This window comes from Roseibium sp. RP-7, assembly GCF_053005225.1.
Genome location: NZ_JBRKQA010000001.1, coordinates 758,891 through 777,290, shown reverse-complemented (window position 1 = coordinate 777,290; position 18,400 = coordinate 758,891). Strand labels below are relative to the sequence as shown.

The window sequence follows — 18,400 nt, the reverse complement described above, 5'->3', positions numbered from 1 at the left end:
GCCTTGACAGCCTCCGGGCGAACCGCGTCAATGGCGGCATAGTTCAGACAATTGCCGGGACAGTTTCACGATGGAAAAGAAACACCAGATAAACCTTTGGTACGCCTTCATTGCCATGATGCTGGTGCTGATGTTCCAAAGCTGGTGGACCACCTACAAGACCGTCGAGCAGATCCCCTACAGCCAGTTCGAGCAGTACCTCAAGGACGGAAAGATCGAGGAGATCGCCGTCAAGGAGAACTTCATCGAAGGCAAGTTCAAGGCGGAACTGAAGGACGGCAAGCAGTATTTCGTCACTACGCGCGTCGAGGTTCCGCTCGCCGACGAACTCAGCAAGTACGATGTCAAATACACCGGCGTCGTCCAGAACACCTTCATTCGCGACATCCTCTCCTGGGTGCTGCCGGTCCTGCTGCTGTTCGGCCTCTGGATGTTCTTCATCCGCCGGTTTGCCGAAAAACAGGGTCTTGGCGGCATGATGACGGTCGGCAAGTCAAAGGCGAAGGTATTTGTCGAAAAGGACGTGAAAGTCACTTTTCAGAATGTCGCCGGAGTGGATGAAGCCAAACGGGAACTGAAGGAGATTGTCGATTTCCTGAAGGAACCAGCTTCCTATGGCCGTCTGGGGGCGCATGTGCCCAAGGGCATCCTGCTGGTTGGCCCTCCGGGCACAGGCAAGACGCTTCTGGCGCGCGCCGTGGCCGGTGAAGCCGGTGTGCCGTTCTTCTCGATCTCCGGCTCCGAATTCGTGGAGATGTTCGTCGGCGTCGGCGCCGCGCGGGTTCGAGACCTCTTCGAGCAGGCCCGAAAGGCCGCTCCTGCCATCATCTTCATCGACGAGCTGGACGCACTGGGCCGGGCGCGTGCAGCCGGCCCGATGGGCACCAACGACGAGAAAGAACAGACGCTCAACCAGCTTTTGACCGAGCTCGACGGGTTTGATCCGTCCAGCGGCATCATCCTGCTGGCAGCGACGAACCGGCCGGAGATCCTCGATCCAGCCCTCCTGCGCGCCGGGCGCTTCGACCGGCAGGTGCTGGTCGACCGGCCGGACAAGATCGGCCGGCGCGCGATCCTCGATGTCCACGTGAAAAAGATCAAGCTGGCCGCAGATATCGACCTCGATCAGGTGGCCCAGCTAACAGCAGGGTTTTCCGGCGCCGACCTTGCGACGCTGGTCAACGAGGCGGCCCTCCTGGCAACACGTCGGCAGGCGGATGCCGTTACCCTGCTGGACTTCAACGAGGCAGTGGAGAGGGTGATTGCGGGACTGGAAAAGCGCAGCCGGATCCTGTCGGACAAGGAACGAAAAACCGTCGCTTTCCACGAAATGGGCCATGCCCTGGTTGCCGCCAACCTGGAAGGCTGTGATCCGGTGCACAAGATCTCGATCATCCCGCGCGGCATCGGCGCGCTCGGCTACACGATGCAGCGGCCAACCGAGGATCGTTTCCTGTTGTCCTCTCTCGACCTGGAAAACCGCATGGCTGTCCTGATGGGCGGCCGGGCGGCAGAAGAGATTGTCTTCAACGAGATCTCTACCGGTGCTTCCGACGACCTGCAGAAAGTGACCGAAGTCGCCCGCGACATGGTCATGCGATACGGCATGGATCCCGACCTTGGCAATCGCGCCTATGCCACCCAGCGCCAGAACTTTCTCGGCCAGCCTGCCGGAGACGTTGCCGAGGTTTCCGAACAGACCCAGCGGGAGATCGACCTTGCCATCAAGCAAAGGGTGGAAGCCGCCTTCCAGCGCGCCAAGGCGCTCCTGAACAGCCATCGCGGCGAACTGGACGAAGGGGCCTCATTGCTGCTTGCAAAGGAAACACTGACCGATCAGGACTTCCCAGCAATCCGCCCCCTCACCGAACGCCGCAAGACCGAGGCGGCGGAGTAAGGCCGGTTCGTGTCAACGTCGAATTGCCTCACGCGGCGAACGTGCTGCCACCTTTCGGCTGTGCTCCGGCGGCCAGGTGCGGATGGTTGCCATCCATCAGAAATGCCTTCGACCAGGCTTCGAAATGTTCTGCCGGCATCGGCCGCGCGAACAGGAAGCCTTGCGCAGTCGTGCAGCCGTTCTCAGCCAGGAAAACGTGTTGTTCTTCCGTTTCGACGCCTTCGGCGACAACCTCGTAATTGAGGCTTTTCGCCATTGCCAGAATGGTCTGAACGATCGAGCGGCTGTGATGGTCATCGGCGAGGCCACTGATGAAGCTTCGGTCGATCTTGAAGGTGTTGAACGGAAGACGCTGAAGATGCGCCAGACTTGAATAGCCAGTGCCGAAATCGTCTATCGCAAAGGTAATGCCGGCTTCCAGAAGCGGCTTTGCCGCCTCCGAGATTCGCTCCGGATCCCCCATGGCAACGGTCTCCGTCACCTCGAGCTGCAACAGCTCGGCCGGAAAGCCCGTGATTTCCAAAATGTCGAGGACGCGGGCGGTGAAGCCCGGCTTTTCAAGCTGGCGAATGGAAACATTCACGGCCAGCGGCAGACGTTGACCATGATCGAGCCAGACCCGGCCCTGTCGGCAGGCCAGTTCCAGCACCCTGTCACCCAGGCGCGTGATCAGATCGCTTTCTTCGGCAACATCGATGAAACATCCCGGTGCCAACAGGCCACGTTCGGGATGGTCCCACCTGGCCAGCACTTCGGCACCAACCACCCTCAACGTGGCGCAGTCGATCTTGGGCTGAAAGGCGATAGTGATCTCGTCCGCCAGAAGGGCCCGTTTCAGTTCCGCTTCCAGACGGATGCGTTCGTGAGATCGGGAATCGCGCTCGATCTCGTTGAAGAAGCATGCACGGTTGCCGCCGGTTCGCTTGGCCGCATACATGGCAATGTCCGCGTTCTTCAGGATAGCGGTGTAGTCCTCGCCGTCATCCGGATAGGTCGAGACGCCGATGCTGGCCCCAACGGCCATTGTCAGACCGTTGATTTCCAGCGGTTGCTCGACGCATTGCACCAGTTGGTCCGCGAGTGTGTAGACGTTGGACATGGGCTTTTCAGCCGGCAGGACGATGGCAAACTCATCGCCGCCGAGCCTGGCGACAAGTGGTGAAAAGGCCGTCTTGCCTGCCGCTACCTTGTCCGAGGAGTTCAGCAAGCGCTGCAGCCGCGCCGCCACTTCCTTCAACAGTGCGTCGCCATGATCGTGTCCGTAGCTGTCATTCACCCGCTTGAAGCGATCAAGGTCAATAAACAGAACGGCCATCCGGACCGGCGTGCCGTCCGCAAGCTGCATGTTTGAATTGAAATGTTGACGGAAGCTCTCCCGGTTCGGCAGCCGCGTGACCGGGTCCACATAGGCAAGTTCGTGGATGCGGGCCATGTTGTTCCGAATGGTTCCGACCATGTCTCGATAGGCGCGGGCGAGAACACCGATCTCATCGGTTCGTTCGACTGGGAAAGGCGCGTCGAAATTGCCGGCACTGACCGTGTGGGCGGTCTGGGTCAGCGCCTTGATCGGCCGGACGAAATTTTCCGCAAAATGAAACGTCACCGGAACACAGAATATCAGGAGCACCAGGGTGATGACGATGTTCCGTCCCCAGATGGCGAACAGCATGCCGTTGGCCTGAAGACGTTTGACCGACACCAGCGCAACCCCGAGAACCGGACTGTCTGCCGTCTCGCGCACCGGCAAGGCTATTTCGATCCTGTCTCCGGTCTGGCGGATCTGATCGAGCCCGGTTTGCAGCGACAGCGTGATCAGCGGATGCAGGTCCATTTCGTCGAAGTAGCTCGTGTCCGGATCGCTGTCGATAGTGACCGCACGCGCGGGATCGTGAACTTGCGCCAGGTCGACCACGCCGCTGCCGGCAATGCTTTCCAGTTCCTGTTCAAGGATCAGATAGTGGTGGTTGGTCAGATGCGGTACGGCCAGTCGGCTGACGGTCGCCCCGATGGCTCGCGCGTCCGAAACCACCCTTTGCTCCTCGTCCCGCAGGTCCAGGTAGCTCGCCACCATGATCATCACGACCGAGAGCGCCAGAAACAGGCCGGCCACCAGCAAGACAAAGCGGGTGCGCAGGCTGGGCAGCCAGGTCGACAGGACTTTTATCAGCTTTGAGACAGCCCCATGCGTTCCAGGCACGCCAAACACCCCTTGCGAATACCTGAACACCATACAGAACAAGTCTTGAAGGTGGATTGAAGAAGGTAAATGCGGGTGACCAGATCGCGTAAACACTGATCTGTTCTTTAGCCGGGAAATCGACTTTCCCGGCTTTTAAAGGATAACGGGTTATCTATGCTTGATTTATGCGGGTTATTCGCAATTCGATCTATTAACGAATTTGGAAATTTCCTCGGCAATTCTACGAATTGGTTCCAATTCGGGACAAATTGCGCCTGCGACACGTTCAAACAGTCTTTTTTTATTGAAATAATCGACGAGCTGGCTGAAGCAACCACGAAAAAAGGTGCCTGCGAGACCGCAGGCACCTTGATTTAAAACGACGCCGAAGCGCGCATCCTGCCTTATGACTGAAGCGTTGCCTGGGTCTTTTCCTTGACCTCATCCAGCGTTACGCCGTCAGCGAGTTCAACCACCTTCAGGCCGCCTTCGACAACATCGAAGACACCGAAATTGGTGATCACGCGATCAACGCATTTCACGCCGGTAAGCGGTAGCGAGCATTCTTTCAGAAGCTTGGGGTCGCCAGCCTTGGAGGTGTGATCCATGATCACCACCACGCGCTTGACGCCGGCGACGAGATCCATCGCGCCGCCCATGCCCTTGACCATCTTGCCAGGGATCATCCAGTTGGCGAGATCGCCGCCCTCGGACACTTCCATAGCGCCCAGGATCGACAGGTCGATATGACCGCCGCGGATCATGCCGAAGCTGTCGGCAGACGAGAAGTAGCTGGTCTGCGGCAATTCGGTGATGGTCTGCTTGCCGGCGTTGATGAGGTCTGCATCAACCTCGTCGTCAGTCGGGAACGGGCCCATGCCGAGCATGCCGTTTTCCGACTGGAGGGTCACATGGACACCTTCCGGAATGTAGTTGGATACCAGCGTCGGAATGCCGATGCCCAGGTTCACATAGAAGCCGTCTTCCAGTTCCTGCGCGGCACGCTTTGCCATGTCATCACGAGTCCAGGCCATGATGTTTTCTCCCTCAGGCTGCGCGCGTGGTGCGCTTTTCGATACGTTTTTCGTGGCTGCCGACGATGATACGGTCGACGAAGATGCCGGCGGTGTGGATGTTGTCCGGATCGAGTTCACCGATCTCGACAATCTCCTCGACTTCCACGACACAGGTCTTGCCGGCGGTTGCCATCATCGGATTGAAGTTACGCGCGGTCTTGCGGTAGATCAGGTTGCCTTCCTTGTCGGCCTTCCAGGCCTTGACCAGCGACACATCGGCCACGAGGCCGGTTTCCATGATGTATGTCTCGCCGTTGAAGTCCTTGTGCTCCTTGCCTTCGGCAATCAGCGTACCGACGCCGGTCTTGGTGTAGAAGCCCGGAATGCCCGCGCCACCTGCGCGAATGCGTTCGGCCAGCGTGCCCTGAGGGTTGAATTCAAGCTCAAGCTCGCCGTTCAGGTACTGCTTTTCAAAGGTCGCGTTTTCACCCACGTAGGACGAAACCATCTTCTTGATCTGGCGGGTCTGCAGCAGAAGACCGAGGCCAAAGTCATCGACACCGGCATTGTTGGAAATGGCCGTAATGTCCTTGGCTCCGGAATCCCGGAGCGCCACGATCAGATTTTCCGGAATGCCGCAGAGGCCGAACCCGCCGGCCATCACCGTCATGCCGTCAAAGGTCAGCCCCTCGAGGGCGGCCTTTGCGTCCGGATAAATTTTGTTCATGTTTCACTCCCGTTTAAGACCGCTACATGCGTGAGGCGCACATTCGCCGCTTGGTTCGACCGGGTCAAGAGCTCTTTCCCGCGTTGCAGCGAAAAACATGAATGGCCCGTCACTTAATCGATTTGCGTCACTTTGCCCGGCGCCAAACTGCCGTTGCAGCGCGGGTTTGGGCGGTTTCCGGCAAGTTGTTTATGGTTTGTAAATCCTTAACGGCAAGAATTGGGCACCGTTCGCGGAGCGTTACCGCCACTCTCCAGCGCACCGGATACCTTGAGCCTACTGAGAGACACTACGCACCGTGTTCCCGTTTCTGTCGACATTCTTCAAGATCGCGGTCATCTCGCTGCTCGTCGGCGCGGGTCTTTCCTTCGTGAACATCACCGCGCAGGACATTCTGGGCTCCGTCGGCATGAGTCCTCTGGAGCTCTGGATCTATCTGCTGGAGTTTCGGGACTGGGCCATTCCCAACATGATCCTGGGCGCCTTCATCGTCGTGCCGATCTGGCTGGTCATCTACCTGATCCGGCCACCGCGAGCGGGATGACATTTCCCGATCAGGCTGTCTGAGCGGTTTTCCGATGTTTCCAGCGATCAACGGTTTCCTGGAAACTCCGTTTTGCCTTCAGGGCAGTGATCGCCACGTGACCTTTCACCGTAAGCGGTAAAAGCAGGCGTCGTGTCGGCTGTTCCGTGGCGCCGAACCTGCTTTTGTAACCCTGGTGACCCGTACCGAAACCATAGACCCGAATGTTATTGTCCCGCGCCCAATAGATCGATTGAACCAGTGCCACCATGCCAGGTGAAAACCGGTGCCATTGCTCTGCCCCGATCGAAATCAGAATAAGGGTGGCGTAGCCATCTTCCACCAACATCGCAACCACGGCGATGGCGTCGTGACCGGACCTCAACGCCAGAACCTTCAGGGGGTTTTCCAGCCCCGCTTGGGCCGCCAGGGCGCGATAGAAGTTTTCCCGGTTGTCCTGTTTCATGGAATTGGCGCGGCCAAGTGCTTTGAAACGCTCCTCCTTGGAGACGATCAGAGCTTCGAGAATTTTCACACGCTCTTCAGGGGTCGTTGCTTCGACCAACTGAACGTCTTCGCTTTGAAGCTTGCGAAAGTTGACCCTTGCCTTCTTGTAGATACTTATCCCGGATTTGGCCCCGGCGGCGAGCAGGGCGTCAGTTTCCAGAAAGAGGCTGCTGCTTTCCGGGCTCGCATTTGGATGCACAAAGAAGGGATTATCAGCGTTGCCTATCGATACGTGCAGTTTCTTGATGTCGACCACATCGGCATCCGGGATGGCCTCGATCATTGCGGACATGACCGCCTGAACCGTTTCAGCGCCTTCGCTTGCGAGCGCTTCGCTCAATACCGGGCCGTTCTGGTCTGCCACGCCGAGGTCGGGAGTGGATGCGATGCGAACCGGACCTTTCCTGAAACGGATTAACGGCAGCAATGCAAGCGGGTCCTGCAAACCGGCGCGATAAGCGGCAAGCACTCCGAAAGTGTCGCAGGCAGCAGGTGCCATTTCCTGAAAAAAGCACTCGACGAACCGCGGTGCCTGAAACGCCGAACATATGGCTCCGCCGGGTAGTGAAGCCCAAAGCGAGCGCAAAAGGTCCGCGCCGGGCTTCTCATGCCAGACAACATGAAGGTTCTGCCCAGCCACCTGCCCGCAGAAGGTCTCCTGTCCTGCCACGTCCGACATCTCCGTCACGTATCCACCCCATTCCTGCGCAACGCGATCTGAAGCATATCCTGAGCGGCACGATGCGCTTCACGGGCACCGACAAAGAGCCGTCCACGCGTGCTGAGTGGCATAAGAAGACGTCGGGAAGGTAGCTCAACCCCACCGAACCGTTGCTTGTATTCCTGTTGTCCTGTGCCGAAGCTGAACCAGCGAACACCGGTTTGCGCAGCATGCTGTATCGCCTGGGCAAACAACACCATGCCCGGCGAAAAGGCGTGCCACCGCGGATCCCCGATGGACACCAGCACGGCGGTCGCCTGGGAACCAGACATCATCAACACCATGGCCGCAACGGTCTCTTCTCCGCACTTCAGCGCGATGGCCCTGAAAGGCGAGGATGAAGCTTCCATCTGCGCAAGGCGGATGTAGAAGTCAGCACGGTCTTCACGTTCCAGACTGTCTTTCCGCCCGAGCTGTCGGAACCTGTCGCTGCGCTGCGCCGCAAGTGTCTTGAACAATTCAGTTCGCTCTTCAGGCGTTTCAGCCTCAACCAGGCTGACACCTTCCTTCACGAGCCTGCGAAATTTGGATCTGGTCTTCTTGTAGATGGACTTGCCGCACCAATTGTCCGATCCCTCTCCATCGCGAAGGTCGAGGAGAAGGGAACTGTTCTGGGAAATGGTTTCCGGCATGAAGTTCAATGGGTTTTCCCGGGCGTCGATCCGGCCATGCAGTTTATGTATGTCGACGATATCCGCATCGTGGAGACGCTCAAAAAATGCCCGGATCATTGCAACCTGGCACTCTCTGGAGGCCGGGCATCCTGCACCAAGAACCGGTGCATTCTGATCGGCGAGACCAAAATCCGGCATGCCTATGACCCGGATTGGGCCACGCTGGAACCGCACCAGCGGCAACAGCATACACGGAGAGGCTTCCTCGCCTTGCTCCGCGAAAACGCCCACTGAAAATCGGTAATCACCTGTCTTCAGTTTGGTTTCCTGCAAAGCTGCAAGAAACTCCGGTGTCTGAAACGGCGTCGATACGACGCCGCCCTTCAACGAAGACCAAAGACCGCTCATATCCGAAAGCGTTGGAGCTTCGAGTTCACGAACCTTTATCCGGGAAATAGCGCTGCTTTCCAGAGCCAGTAGATGCTCTGTTTCCCGCAATGCCATCACTCGCAATACCCCAATAAAAACCATCGGCCCGGACACACCAATGAAGTGTACCGCCCCGCCGTAAAATAGGCATGGTTTTGTTAAAATTCAGTATTGCCTACACAATATCACCGACTTCTGGAAGCTTCGGAAATCATCACCCTTCCGCGCCAAAGGCCGCCCGTTCGTCCCGCTCCTTTTGCGCCTGTTGCCGCTTGGTCGCAATGGAGGCGGCAATCACGCCCATGGTGACCAGAGCAACGAGAATGGTACAGACCGCATTGATTTCCGGTGTCACGCCAAGGCGCACCTGTGAGTAGATCTTCATTGGCAGCGTGGTGGCGCCTGGTCCCGTGGTGAAGCTGGCGATCACCAGATCGTCCAGAGACAAGGTGAAGGCCAGCATCCAGCCGGCGATGACCCCTGGCAGGATGATCGGCAAGGTGATCAGGAAGAAGGTTTTCACCGGCGGGCAGCCAAGGTCTTCTGCGGCTTCCTCGATCGACTTGTCGAAGCCGACCAGACGCGACTGAACGACAACGGCCACATAACAGCTGGCGAAGGTGGTATGCGCCAGCATCACGGTCCAGAAACCACGCGTATAGTCCATGGCCACGAACAGCAGCAGCAGCGACAAGCCGAGGATCACTTCCGGCATCACAAGCGGCGCGAAAATCATGCCGGAAAACAGAGACCGGCCGACGAAGCGTCCGGACCGCACCAGCACAAGTGCAGCAATGGTGCCGATGATCGTTGCCAGTGTGGCCGACGCAAAGGCAACCCGCAGGGTCACCCAGGCCGCATCGAGCAACTGATCATTCTGCAGCAGCGACGCGTACCACTTGGTGGAGAACCCGCCCCAGACCGTCACTAGACGGCTCTCGTTGAAGGAGTAGATCACCAGCAGCACGATGGGCAGGTAAAGGAACGAAAAGCCTACCACCAGCGAGGTGATGTTGAACCAGGTCGGGCCGCGCGTCATCCGTCTCTCTCCGACATTTTCTGCTGCTGGTTCTGGAAGAGCACGATCGGAACCACCAGGATCATCAGAAGGATCACGGCAACCGCAGAAGACACCGGCCAGTCGCGGTTGTTGAAGAACTCGACCCAGAGCGTCTTGCCGATCATCAGGGTGTTGGACCCGCCAAGAAGATCCGGGATGACGAATTCACCGACGGCGGGAATGAACACCAGGAAACACCCCGCGATAACACCGGGCAGCGACAACGGCACGGTGATTTTCCAGAAGGCCTTCCAGGGTGGGCATCCAAGGTCTTCGGCGGCTTCCAAAAGGCTGCCGTCCAGCCGCTCCAGGCTGGCATAAAGCGGCAGAACCAGGAACGGCAGGTAGGAATAGACGATGCCGATAAAGACCGCGATGTTGGTATTCATGATCACCAGCGGTTCGTCGATGATGCCGAGCATCAGGAGAAGCTGGTTGAGCAGGCCTTCGTTTTTCAGGATGCCGATCCAGGCGTAGACGCGGATCAGGAAGCTGGTCCAGAACGGCAGGATCACCAGCATCAGCAGCGTCGGACGCAAGGATTGCGGACTGCGTGCCATGCCATAGGCGATCGGGTAGCCAATGATGAGCGTAAGAAGCGTTGAAATAGCCGCGATAACAACCGACGACAGATAGGATTTCCAGTAGAGATCGTCTTCCGTCAGCCAGACATAATTCTCGAAGGAGAATTCCGAGACGCTTTGCCAGATACCGTTCCAGCCTTCTGCCAGATCGAAGGTTGGTACATAGGGCGGAATGGCGACGGCCACCTGGGACAGGGAAATCTTGAAGACGATCAGGAACGGCGCCAGAAAAAAGATCAGCAGCCAGATGTATGGCACCGAAATCAGCAGCCAGCCGCCGAGCGTCCGTTTGGGTTGAGCGGGAACGTGTACGTCGGACATCGTTTCCTCCTACCCTTTTAGAATGACGCCGGCGTCCCGGTCGAAGGACATGACGACCTCGTCATCCCAGGTGATCGGGTTTTCGACCATGCGCGAGACATTGGCGAAGGTCGCGCGCAACGTATCGCCGTCGTCGTCGCCGACTTTCGAATGGATGATCGACATGTCCCCCAGGTAGGCGATGTCCCAGACAACGCCGTCAATCCTGTTGGGGACGCCCTTTTCGCGGCGCCCCTGGGCAATGCGGACCTTTTCCGGACGAATGGCATACCAGACCCGGTCGCCGACGGCGGCATCGGTCACCTGATCACTTTCGATGGAGAAGTTGTCCGCGACTGAACGCAGCTTCGTACCGGCGTCCGATTTCTCGACGACGTTGGCTTCGATCAGGTTGATGTCGCCGATGAAGTCGGCAACGAATTTGGAATTGGGCGCTTCGTAGATTTCGGCCGGGGTCGCAACCTGCACAAGTTCGCCCTTGTCCATGACGGCAATACGATCGGCCACTGTCATGGCTTCTTCCTGGTCGTGGGTCACGATCAGGAAGGTCATTTTCAGTTCTTCCTGAATGTTCATCAGCTCGAACTGGGTTTCCTCACGCAGCTTGCGGTCAAGCGCGCCGAGCGGTTCATCCAGCAGCAGCACCTTGGGGCGCTTGGCGAGCGAGCGAGCCAGCGCGACGCGCTGGCGCTGACCGCCGGAAAGCTGGTGCGGACGACGTTTGGCAAATTGTTCCAGCTTGGTCAGCCGCAGCATTTCGGACACGCGCGCTTCAACTTCCGAGGCCGGCAACTTGTCCTGCTTCAGACCGAAGGCAATGTTCTTCTCGACGCTCATGTGCGGAAACAGCGCGTAGGACTGGAACATCATGTTGGAGGGACGCTTGAAGGGCGGAATTCCGGCCAAGTCCTGGCCATCCAGAAAGATCTGCCCTGAAGTCGGCGTCTCGAAACCCGCCAGCATGCGCATCAAGGTGGTCTTGCCACAGCCTGAGCCACCAAGCAGCGCGAAAAACTCGCGCTCGTAGATTTTCAGGGACAGGTCTTTGACCGCGGTGAAATCACCGAACTTCTTTGTGACATTCCGGAATTCGATAAATGGTGCCTTGTCCGGATCGTCCCACGGGCTGTAGGCCCGACGCACCGGTCCAATCGATTTCTTCGCCAAAACAATCTCCCACCCCTAAGAGACCTTCCCAAGACTAAATCGCCGGACCCTTGGAAAGGGCCCGGCGGTGTTCGTGTTCGCTTACTGGCCGCTCTTGACCGAGGTCCAGGTGCGGGTCACGACCCGGTTCACCTTCGGAGGATAGGGGGTGACGGTGTAGAGGTTCTTCACCGCTTCCTCGGTCGGGTAGATCGCCGGATCCCCGATCACGTCCTCGTTGAGGAATTCCTGCGACGCCTTGTTGCCGTTGGCGTAGTAGACGACGTTGGAAGCCTTCGCCATCACTTCAGGACGCATGATGTAGTTCAGGAACTCGTGCGCCTCTTCCTTGTGCGGAGCATCGGCCGGGATCGCCATCTGGTCGAACCACATCAGCGCGCCCTCTTTCGGGATCGAATATTCGACGGTCACACCGTTGTCGGCTTCCGCCGCACGGTCGCGCGCCTGCAGAACGTCACCGGACCAGCCGACCGCAAGGCAGATATCGCCATTCGCAAGAGCGTTGATGTATTCGGAAGAATGGAACTTCTGGATGTACGGGCGAACCGACATCAGGAGCTCTCCGGCCTTTTCGATTTCCGCCGGGTCCTTGCTGTCCGGATCGAGACCCAGGTAGTTGAGAGCAGCCGGGATCAGCTCGGTCGGAGCGTCCAGGATGAACACGCCGCAATCCTTAAGCTTCTCGATGTTCTCCTTCTTGAACAGGAGATCCCAGCTGTCCACCGGCGGGTTGTCGCCGAGCGCGGCCTTCACCTTGTCGACATTGTAGCCGAAGCCGGTGGTGCCCCACATGTAGTTGATCGAGTGCTTGTTGCCCGGATCATACTTGTCGACGCGGGCCTCGATATCCTTCCACATGTTGGACAGGTTGGTCAGCTTGGACTTGTCGAGTTCAGAGAAAACACCGGCCTGAATCTGGCGGGCCAGGAAGGTTCCGGTCGGGACGACGACATCGTAGCCGGTGCCGCCTGCCAGCAGCTTGGTTTCCAGCACTTCGTTGCTGTCGAACACGTCGTAGACAACCTTGATGCCGGTTTCCTTGGTGAAGTCTTCCAGGATGGTCTCGTCAATGTAGTCGGACCAGTTGTAGACATTCACGACCTTGTCCTGGGCGAATGCAGCACCGCTCATCAGGCTGAGAACGGCGACCCCGGTCAACATGGATTTAAACGTCATTTGAGAACTCCCCTCAGAGTTTTGTCAGTGGCCCTTTGATGGCCTAGTGCCTGAATGCAAATGGACATTTGCGCTGTTTGCGTCTTGTCTGTCCCGCAGATTGGCTATGGCGCCGGATTTTGTCCAGCGTCGATTTTGGGCAGCAGCCGATCACAAATACGTCTGTCGCTCAAGCGATGAGATCTCCCGCCCAAATTCGTTCAGTTCCTCCCGTTTGATCTCGGTAAGTACCTTGTGCATTTCCTTTCCGACCGCCTGTTTCATCAGCTTGGAGGCTTCAAAAGCATCAATGGCTTCGTCCATCCAGGGGGTCAGTCGCTTCTTGCGTTTCTCATACGCATTGCCGGTCACGGGCGCAGGCGGATCCTTTTTCAGCCTGAGGCCTTCCATCATGCCGGCGAGAATGCCCGTCAGCACAAGATAGGGGTTGGCGTCGGCGCCCGCGATCCGGTGTTCGACACGGGCAGCTTCCGGTGTCGAGGCAGGAACGCGCAACGCCACGGAGCGGTTGTCGTAACCCCAGCAGATGGAGGCCGGGGCATAGGAGCCAGGCTGCATCCGGCGGAAGCCGTTGAAGGTGGAAATGAACAGCAACAGGGCTTCCGGCATGGTCTTCAAGAGACCGTTGATGGCATATCCCAGCCGGTCTGCGCCGGTTTCCGGATCCGCGAACAAATTGCCGTTATCGTCTTCCATGGACACGTGCACATGCATGCCGTTGCCGGGCCATTCCACGAAAGGCTTGGCCATGAAGGACGCCTTGAGCTCGTGCTTGCGGGCGACCCCCGCCACCAGGCGGCGCAACATGACAACGTCATCGGCCGCCAGCAGCGGGTTGCGGCGATGGTGCAGGTTGAGTTCGAACTGGCCGGGCGCGGCTTCGGAAACCGCAGCGTCCGCCGGAATGCCCTGAACCTCGCAGGCCTTCCGTAGATCGTCCACCACCGGCAGCAAGGCCTCCAGGTCGGACAGCGCGTACATGTTCTGGCGGGCAGGGCCGAGATGGGTGGAGAACAGCGGCTTGGGCTGCTCCGTCCAGTCGCCGTCACTTTCCTCGAACAGATAGAATTCCAACTCGAAGGCGCAGGTGGCGGTCACGCCGAATTCGTCCTTCAGCCGGTCGACCATGTTTTCCAGAACGTGACGCGGGTCTGCCAGGAACGGATCGCCGTCCCGATCGTACATGGACAAAAGCACCTGGGCGGTCTTGCGGTCGGTCCAGGGAACAAGCTTCAGTGTTTCGGGGATCGGCCAGCAGACACCGTCCTTGTCACCCGTTTCCAGATGCATGCCGGTGGCCTCGACCTCGCGCCCCCAGACATCAAGCCCGTAAAGCGAATAGGGAAAGGCCACGCCGCCCTCGAATACCTTTTCGAGCGCCTTGCCCGGCAACCACTTGCCGCGCAGCACGCCATTGGTATCGGGCAGAATGACCTCGAGCGTATCAAGATCGGGGTGGGCGGCCATGAAGGCCTCGAAGTCCGTCTTCCAGCCGGGCAGCGCCGGATGCTCGAGGATCTGGTGGGGAAGCTCGTTCATTTAGAGTTTTTACGCCCCTGCGTCTTGCTGGACTGAGCCGTCCGCACTCCTGCGGCAGCCGGCAGCTTTTGTTTGCGTCCTTTTCAAAAATGTGATCACTTTCGGAAAACCCTGTCAAGCGGGATCGCATAAATTGACCGTTTGACTTTTTCGGGAGGACGTCTTTGGCCCTTCGGCAATCCGCTTTGCAATCCGGCCCCGTGAAGGAGGCCAGCGGCCCTTCCACGTCCCGTGGTGCAACCCGTGGGCAGGTCGACAACGCCGTCCGGTCCGGGCTGCTTACAGGCCGGTTCATACCTGGAAAAGCCGTGACAATCCGGGGGCTTGCCGCAGAACTTGGCGTCAGCCCGATGCCAGTGCGCGAAGTGTTGCAACGGCTTGCGGCAGAAAACGCTCTCGAGGTGAAACCGAACGGCCGGGTACAGATACCCGACATGACCCCGGCCCGCTTCGACGAGGTGCTGAAAGCAAGACTTCTTCTGGAACCGGAATTGGCCGAATTGGCCCTGCCGCACCTGACATCCAAGGATGCAAAGGACCTTCAATCGATCGATGACGACATCGATGAGCGGCTCACAAGTGGCGATGCAGAAGCCTACATGCGGCTCAACCACGCCTTTCATTTCCGCATTTACAGGGCGTCCGGATCCAAGGTTCTGCTGCCGCTGATCGACAGTCTCTGGCTGCAGTTCGCGCCATTCATGCGTACGGTTTACGGACGGGTCGGCACTGCCAGTCTTGAGGACCGTCACAAGGAAGCCATCCGCGCGATCGAAGATCAGGACGGCCCTGCACTGCGGGCTGCGATCGCGGCCGATATTGCCGACGGCATGGGGCTTCTCGGCAAGGAAATCCTGTCAAATGCATCAGGCGGTTGATCCTTTTTGAAAGCCATGTCATTTTGTGATCACAAAATGATTTCTCCGACCCGGGACAGCCCCATGCAGACAGGCACTTGATAACGCCCCTGTTTGCCGTCCAAATGGCCTTCCCTGCCCCGGCCAAAGTGCCAAAACCATTGGAGCTTCTTGTGACTGCTGAAACGCCTGCCAGCGAAAGCGAAAATCCGATCGACAGCCTGCGCGGCGTTCCCGATGTCGATGCGGCCCGTGACTGGCTCAACGCGCGCAACATCCAGGATATCGAATGCATCGTTCCGGACCTTGCCGGTGTTGCCCGCGGCAAGATGATGCCGACTGGCAAGTTTTTCTCCGGCCCGGTGATGACGATGCCTGCTTCGATCTTCGCGCAGACGATCTCGGGCGATTATCCGGACGACGACGACTGGTTTCAGCACAACCCCATCGACGGCGATCTCTATTTCAAGCCCGACTACAGCACCCTTACCACCGTGCCCTGGGAAAGCGACCCGACCGCGCAGCTGATCCACGACGCCGTCACCCGGCAGGGTGCACCGGTCGAGACCGCCCCGCGCAATGTCTTGAAGCGTGTTCTCAAACTCTACGAGGACAAGGGCTGGGAGCCTGTCGTGGCGCCGGAAATCGAGTTTTACCTCGTCCGCCCGAACACGGATCCTGACTATCCGCTTGAGCCGCCGCGGGGCCGGTCCGGCCGTCCGGAAGTCGGCCGGCAGTCCTATTCGATTTCCGCGCTGAACGAATTCGACGACCTGATCGACGACATCTACGACCTGTCGGAACAGCAGGGCCTCGAGATCGACACCATGATCCACGAGGAAGGCGCAGCGCAGATGGAAATCAACCTGCGCCATGGCCAACCGCTGGCCCTGGCCGACCAGGTGTTCCTGTTCAAGCGCACCATCCGTGAGGCCGCGCTTCGTCACGAGATGTATGCCACCTTCATGTCGAAGCCGATGTCGAACCAGCCCGGTTCGGCCATGCATATCCACCAGTCGGTGGTCGACAAGGAAACCGGCCTCAACATCTTTGCGGATGAAAACGGCGAGGAAACACAGGCGTTCCTGTCATTCATCGCCGGGCACCAGCGGTTCCTTCCGCGGGTCACCTGCATCATGGCGCCTTTCGTCAATTCCTATCGCCGTTTCTCCAAGACCTCGACCGCACCGGTGAATGTCTACTGGGGCTACGACAACCGCACGGTGGGTTTGCGTGTGCCTTATTCCAACGCCCAGGCACGTCGTCTGGAAAACCGGGTACCGGGGTCCGACGTCAACCCGTATCTCGCGATCGCCGCAAGCCTTGCCTGCGGGTACCTGGGGATGGTCCACGGGCTCAAGCCGGATTCCCCGAAATCCGACGACTGCTCGGAACGGTCCAAGTCCCTGCCGCGAGGTCTGCCAGAGGCGCTGGCCAAATTCGAAAAATCCGACGAGATGATCGAGGTGTTCGGCGAACAATTCGTCGCCACCTACCGCGCGATCAAATACGAGGAATTTGAAACCTTCATGTCCGTGATCAGCCCCTGGGAGCGGGAATACCTGCTGCTCAACGTCTGATCCCGTCTGTCACTATCCGGAGCGTTCGCCAATGACGGCCCATTCCAACATCTATCCGACCAAGGCCCTTCAGGAGCTCGATGCCGCCCATCACTGGCATCCTTTTTCCGACATGAAGTCGCTGAACCAGGAAGGCAGCCGGGTGATCACCCATGCCGACGGTATCTGGCTGACGGATTCGGAAGGCAACCGGATCCTCGACGGCATGGCCGGTCTGTGGTGCGTGCAGGTTGGCCATGGCCGCAAGGAGATTGCGGATGCCGTCTACAAGCAGATGAACGAGCTGTCCTATTACAACACGTTCTTCAAGACGACCCATCCGCCCGCGATTGCCTTGTCTGAAAAGCTGGCGAAACTGGCACCCGATCACATCAACAGGGTGTTCTACTGCTCGTCCGGGTCCGAGGCCAACGACACCGTGTTCCGCATGGTCCGCACCTATTGGGACAAGATGGGCAAGCCGGACAAGAAGGTGATCATCGGCCGCTGGAACGGCTATCACGGCTCGACGCTTGCCGGCACCAGCCTCGGCGGCATGAAGGGCATGCACCAGCAGGGCGGCCTTCCGGTTCCGGGCGTGCATCACATCGACCAGCCCTACTGGTTCGGTGAAGGCCATGAAATGAGCCCGGAAGAGTTCGGCGTCTTTGCCGCGCGCAAACTGGAAGAAGCCATTGACGAGATCGGCGAGGACAAGGTTGCGGCCTTCATCGCCGAACCGATCCAGGGCGCTGGTGGTGTCATCATTCCGCCGGAGACCTATTGGCCGGAAATCCGCCGTATTCTCGACGAACGGGATATCCTCTTCGTTTCCGACGAGGTCATCTGCGGCTTCGGCCGTCTCGGCGAATGGTTCGGCTCGACCCACTACGGCATGAAGCCGGACCTGATGCCCATCGCCAAGGGCCTGACGTCCGGCTATCTGCCGATGGGCGGTGTCATGGTTTCCGATCGCGTGGCCGAAGGTTTGATGCTTTCGGGTGAAGAGTTCTACCACGGCTACACCTATTCCGGTCACCCGGCCTGCGCCGCGGCTGCACTCGCCAACCTGGAAATCATCGAGCGCGAAGGCCTGGTCGAGCGCGTCAAGACCGATATCGGTCCCTATCTCAAGGAACGCTGGCTGAAGCTGGGCGATCACCCTCTGATCGGCGAAGCCCGCATGACCGGCCTTGTCGGTGCCCTGGAACTGGTGCCGGACAAGAAAAATCCGCATCGACCGTTCAAGGACGTCGGCACGGCCGGCACCATTTGCCGCGACATTTCCTTCGGCAACGGCATGGTCATGCGCGCGGTGCGCGACAGCCTGATCATTTCACCGCCGCTGGTCCTGACCCACGAGGAGGCGGATATTCTGGTGAAGACCGCCGAGAAAACTCTCGACGAGACCTATCAGGCCCTGAAGCGTGACGGCTGGATAGGCTGACATCGACAGCCGAACCGGTTGCGGGGACGATGAAACATGCGTCATCTTGGCATCGGTTCGGCTTCTCTTAATTTGCT

General features: G+C 58.7%; 15 protein-coding genes. 5 read left to right on the top strand and 10 right to left on the bottom strand.

The features are described from left to right. The first annotated feature begins 70 nt into the window (after window positions 1–70). Window positions 71–1,897: an ATP-dependent zinc metalloprotease FtsH gene (gene ftsH, locus ACVDG9_RS03530; RefSeq protein WP_447237306.1), complete on the top strand. Its 1,827-nt coding sequence runs from the start codon at window positions 71–73 to the stop codon at window positions 1,895–1,897. Window positions 1,898–1,925: 28 nt separating this feature from the next. Here ftsH and ACVDG9_RS03525 read toward each other — a convergent pair whose 3' ends face one another. The 3 genes from ACVDG9_RS03525 to ACVDG9_RS03515 form a co-directional block, all read right to left on the bottom strand. Continuing rightward, complete coding sequence (locus ACVDG9_RS03525; protein WP_447237305.1) at window positions 1,926–4,094, bottom strand: putative bifunctional diguanylate cyclase/phosphodiesterase; 2,169 nt, start codon at window positions 4,092–4,094, stop codon at window positions 1,926–1,928. Window positions 4,095–4,480: 386 nt separating this feature from the next. Further along, on the bottom strand, window positions 4,481–5,110 hold the full coding sequence (locus tag ACVDG9_RS03520; protein WP_023002181.1) for a CoA transferase subunit B: 630 nt from the start codon (window positions 5,108–5,110) through the stop codon (window positions 4,481–4,483). A gap of 13 nt (window positions 5,111–5,123) precedes the next feature. Further along, entirely contained in the window at window positions 5,124–5,819 is a 696-nt protein-coding gene (locus tag ACVDG9_RS03515; RefSeq protein ID WP_023002182.1) for a CoA transferase subunit A, read from the bottom strand. A 298-nt stretch (window positions 5,820–6,117) separates the two neighbouring features. Here ACVDG9_RS03515 and ACVDG9_RS03510 point away from each other — a divergent pair, with 298 nt between their 5' ends. After that, on the top strand, window positions 6,118–6,363 hold the full coding sequence (locus ACVDG9_RS03510) for a DUF6460 domain-containing protein (RefSeq protein ID WP_006940008.1): 246 nt from the start codon (window positions 6,118–6,120) through the stop codon (window positions 6,361–6,363). 10 nt (window positions 6,364–6,373) lie between these two features. On the opposite strand, the gene ACVDG9_RS03505 is transcribed toward ACVDG9_RS03510, so the two are convergent. The 7 genes from ACVDG9_RS03505 to ACVDG9_RS03475 form a co-directional block, all read right to left on the bottom strand. Next, window positions 6,374–7,528, bottom strand: coding sequence for a GNAT family N-acetyltransferase (locus tag ACVDG9_RS03505; RefSeq protein WP_447237304.1), 1,155 nt, complete (start codon window positions 7,526–7,528; stop codon window positions 6,374–6,376). A 5-nt stretch (window positions 7,529–7,533) separates the two neighbouring features. Further along, complete coding sequence (locus tag ACVDG9_RS03500) at window positions 7,534–8,688, bottom strand: GNAT family N-acetyltransferase (protein ID WP_447237303.1); 1,155 nt, start codon at window positions 8,686–8,688, stop codon at window positions 7,534–7,536. 139 nt (window positions 8,689–8,827) lie between these two features. Beyond that, a complete protein-coding gene (locus ACVDG9_RS03495; protein ID WP_023002185.1) occupies window positions 8,828–9,652 on the bottom strand; it encodes an ABC transporter permease in 825 nt (274 codons plus the stop codon). Further along, a complete protein-coding gene (locus ACVDG9_RS03490; protein WP_077290806.1) occupies window positions 9,649–10,578 on the bottom strand; it encodes an ABC transporter permease subunit in 930 nt (309 codons plus the stop codon). The genes ACVDG9_RS03495 and ACVDG9_RS03490 overlap by 4 nt, the downstream gene beginning before the upstream one ends. A 9-nt stretch (window positions 10,579–10,587) precedes the next feature. Then, entirely contained in the window at window positions 10,588–11,745 is a 1,158-nt protein-coding gene (locus ACVDG9_RS03485; protein WP_077290807.1) for an ABC transporter ATP-binding protein, read from the bottom strand. A gap of 81 nt (window positions 11,746–11,826) precedes the next feature. Further along, window positions 11,827–12,921 carry a polyamine ABC transporter substrate-binding protein gene (locus ACVDG9_RS03480; protein WP_031269801.1) on the bottom strand — a complete coding sequence of 365 codons (1,095 nt, stop codon included), beginning with the start codon at window positions 12,919–12,921 and terminating at the stop codon, window positions 11,827–11,829. 150 nt (window positions 12,922–13,071) lie between these two features. Further along, window positions 13,072–14,460, bottom strand: coding sequence for a glutamine synthetase family protein (locus ACVDG9_RS03475; protein WP_023002189.1), 1,389 nt, complete (start codon window positions 14,458–14,460; stop codon window positions 13,072–13,074). A 200-nt stretch (window positions 14,461–14,660) separates the two neighbouring features. Between ACVDG9_RS03475 and ACVDG9_RS03470 the strand changes: the two genes are divergently transcribed. From ACVDG9_RS03470 to ACVDG9_RS03460, 3 genes are all read left to right on the top strand, one after another. After that, complete coding sequence (locus ACVDG9_RS03470; RefSeq protein WP_023002190.1) at window positions 14,661–15,338, top strand: GntR family transcriptional regulator; 678 nt, start codon at window positions 14,661–14,663, stop codon at window positions 15,336–15,338. Window positions 15,339–15,442: 104 nt separating this feature from the next. After that, window positions 15,443–16,897, top strand: coding sequence for a glutamine synthetase family protein (locus ACVDG9_RS03465; protein WP_023002191.1), 1,455 nt, complete (start codon window positions 15,443–15,445; stop codon window positions 16,895–16,897). A gap of 31 nt (window positions 16,898–16,928) precedes the next feature. Further along, window positions 16,929–18,323: an aspartate aminotransferase family protein gene (locus ACVDG9_RS03460; protein WP_447237302.1), complete on the top strand. Its 1,395-nt coding sequence runs from the start codon at window positions 16,929–16,931 to the stop codon at window positions 18,321–18,323. The last annotated feature ends 77 nt before the right edge of the window (window positions 18,324–18,400 follow it).

Excerpts from the sequence above, each read along its gene's own strand:
- ftsH (WP_447237306.1), top strand. The coding sequence starts at position 71 with ATGGAAAAGAAACACCAGATAAACCTTTGGTACGCCTTCATTGCCATG.
- ACVDG9_RS03520 (WP_023002181.1), bottom strand. The coding sequence starts at position 5,110 with ATGGCCTGGACTCGTGATGACATGGCAAAGCGTGCCGCGCAGGAACTG.
- ACVDG9_RS03515 (WP_023002182.1), bottom strand. The coding sequence starts at position 5,819 with ATGAACAAAATTTATCCGGACGCAAAGGCCGCCCTCGAGGGGCTGACC.
- ACVDG9_RS03505 (WP_447237304.1), bottom strand. The coding sequence starts at position 7,528 with ATGTCGGACGTGGCAGGACAGGAGACCTTCTGCGGGCAGGTGGCTGGG.
- ACVDG9_RS03500 (WP_447237303.1), bottom strand. The coding sequence starts at position 8,688 with ATGGCATTGCGGGAAACAGAGCATCTACTGGCTCTGGAAAGCAGCGCT.
- ACVDG9_RS03495 (WP_023002185.1), bottom strand. The coding sequence starts at position 9,652 with ATGACGCGCGGCCCGACCTGGTTCAACATCACCTCGCTGGTGGTAGGC.
- ACVDG9_RS03490 (WP_077290806.1), bottom strand. The coding sequence starts at position 10,578 with ATGTCCGACGTACACGTTCCCGCTCAACCCAAACGGACGCTCGGCGGC.
- ACVDG9_RS03480 (WP_031269801.1), bottom strand. The coding sequence starts at position 12,921 with ATGACGTTTAAATCCATGTTGACCGGGGTCGCCGTTCTCAGCCTGATG.
- ACVDG9_RS03475 (WP_023002189.1), bottom strand. The coding sequence starts at position 14,460 with ATGAACGAGCTTCCCCACCAGATCCTCGAGCATCCGGCGCTGCCCGGC.
- ACVDG9_RS03465 (WP_023002191.1), top strand. The coding sequence starts at position 15,443 with ATGGCCTTCCCTGCCCCGGCCAAAGTGCCAAAACCATTGGAGCTTCTT.
- ACVDG9_RS03460 (WP_447237302.1), top strand. The coding sequence starts at position 16,929 with ATGACGGCCCATTCCAACATCTATCCGACCAAGGCCCTTCAGGAGCTC.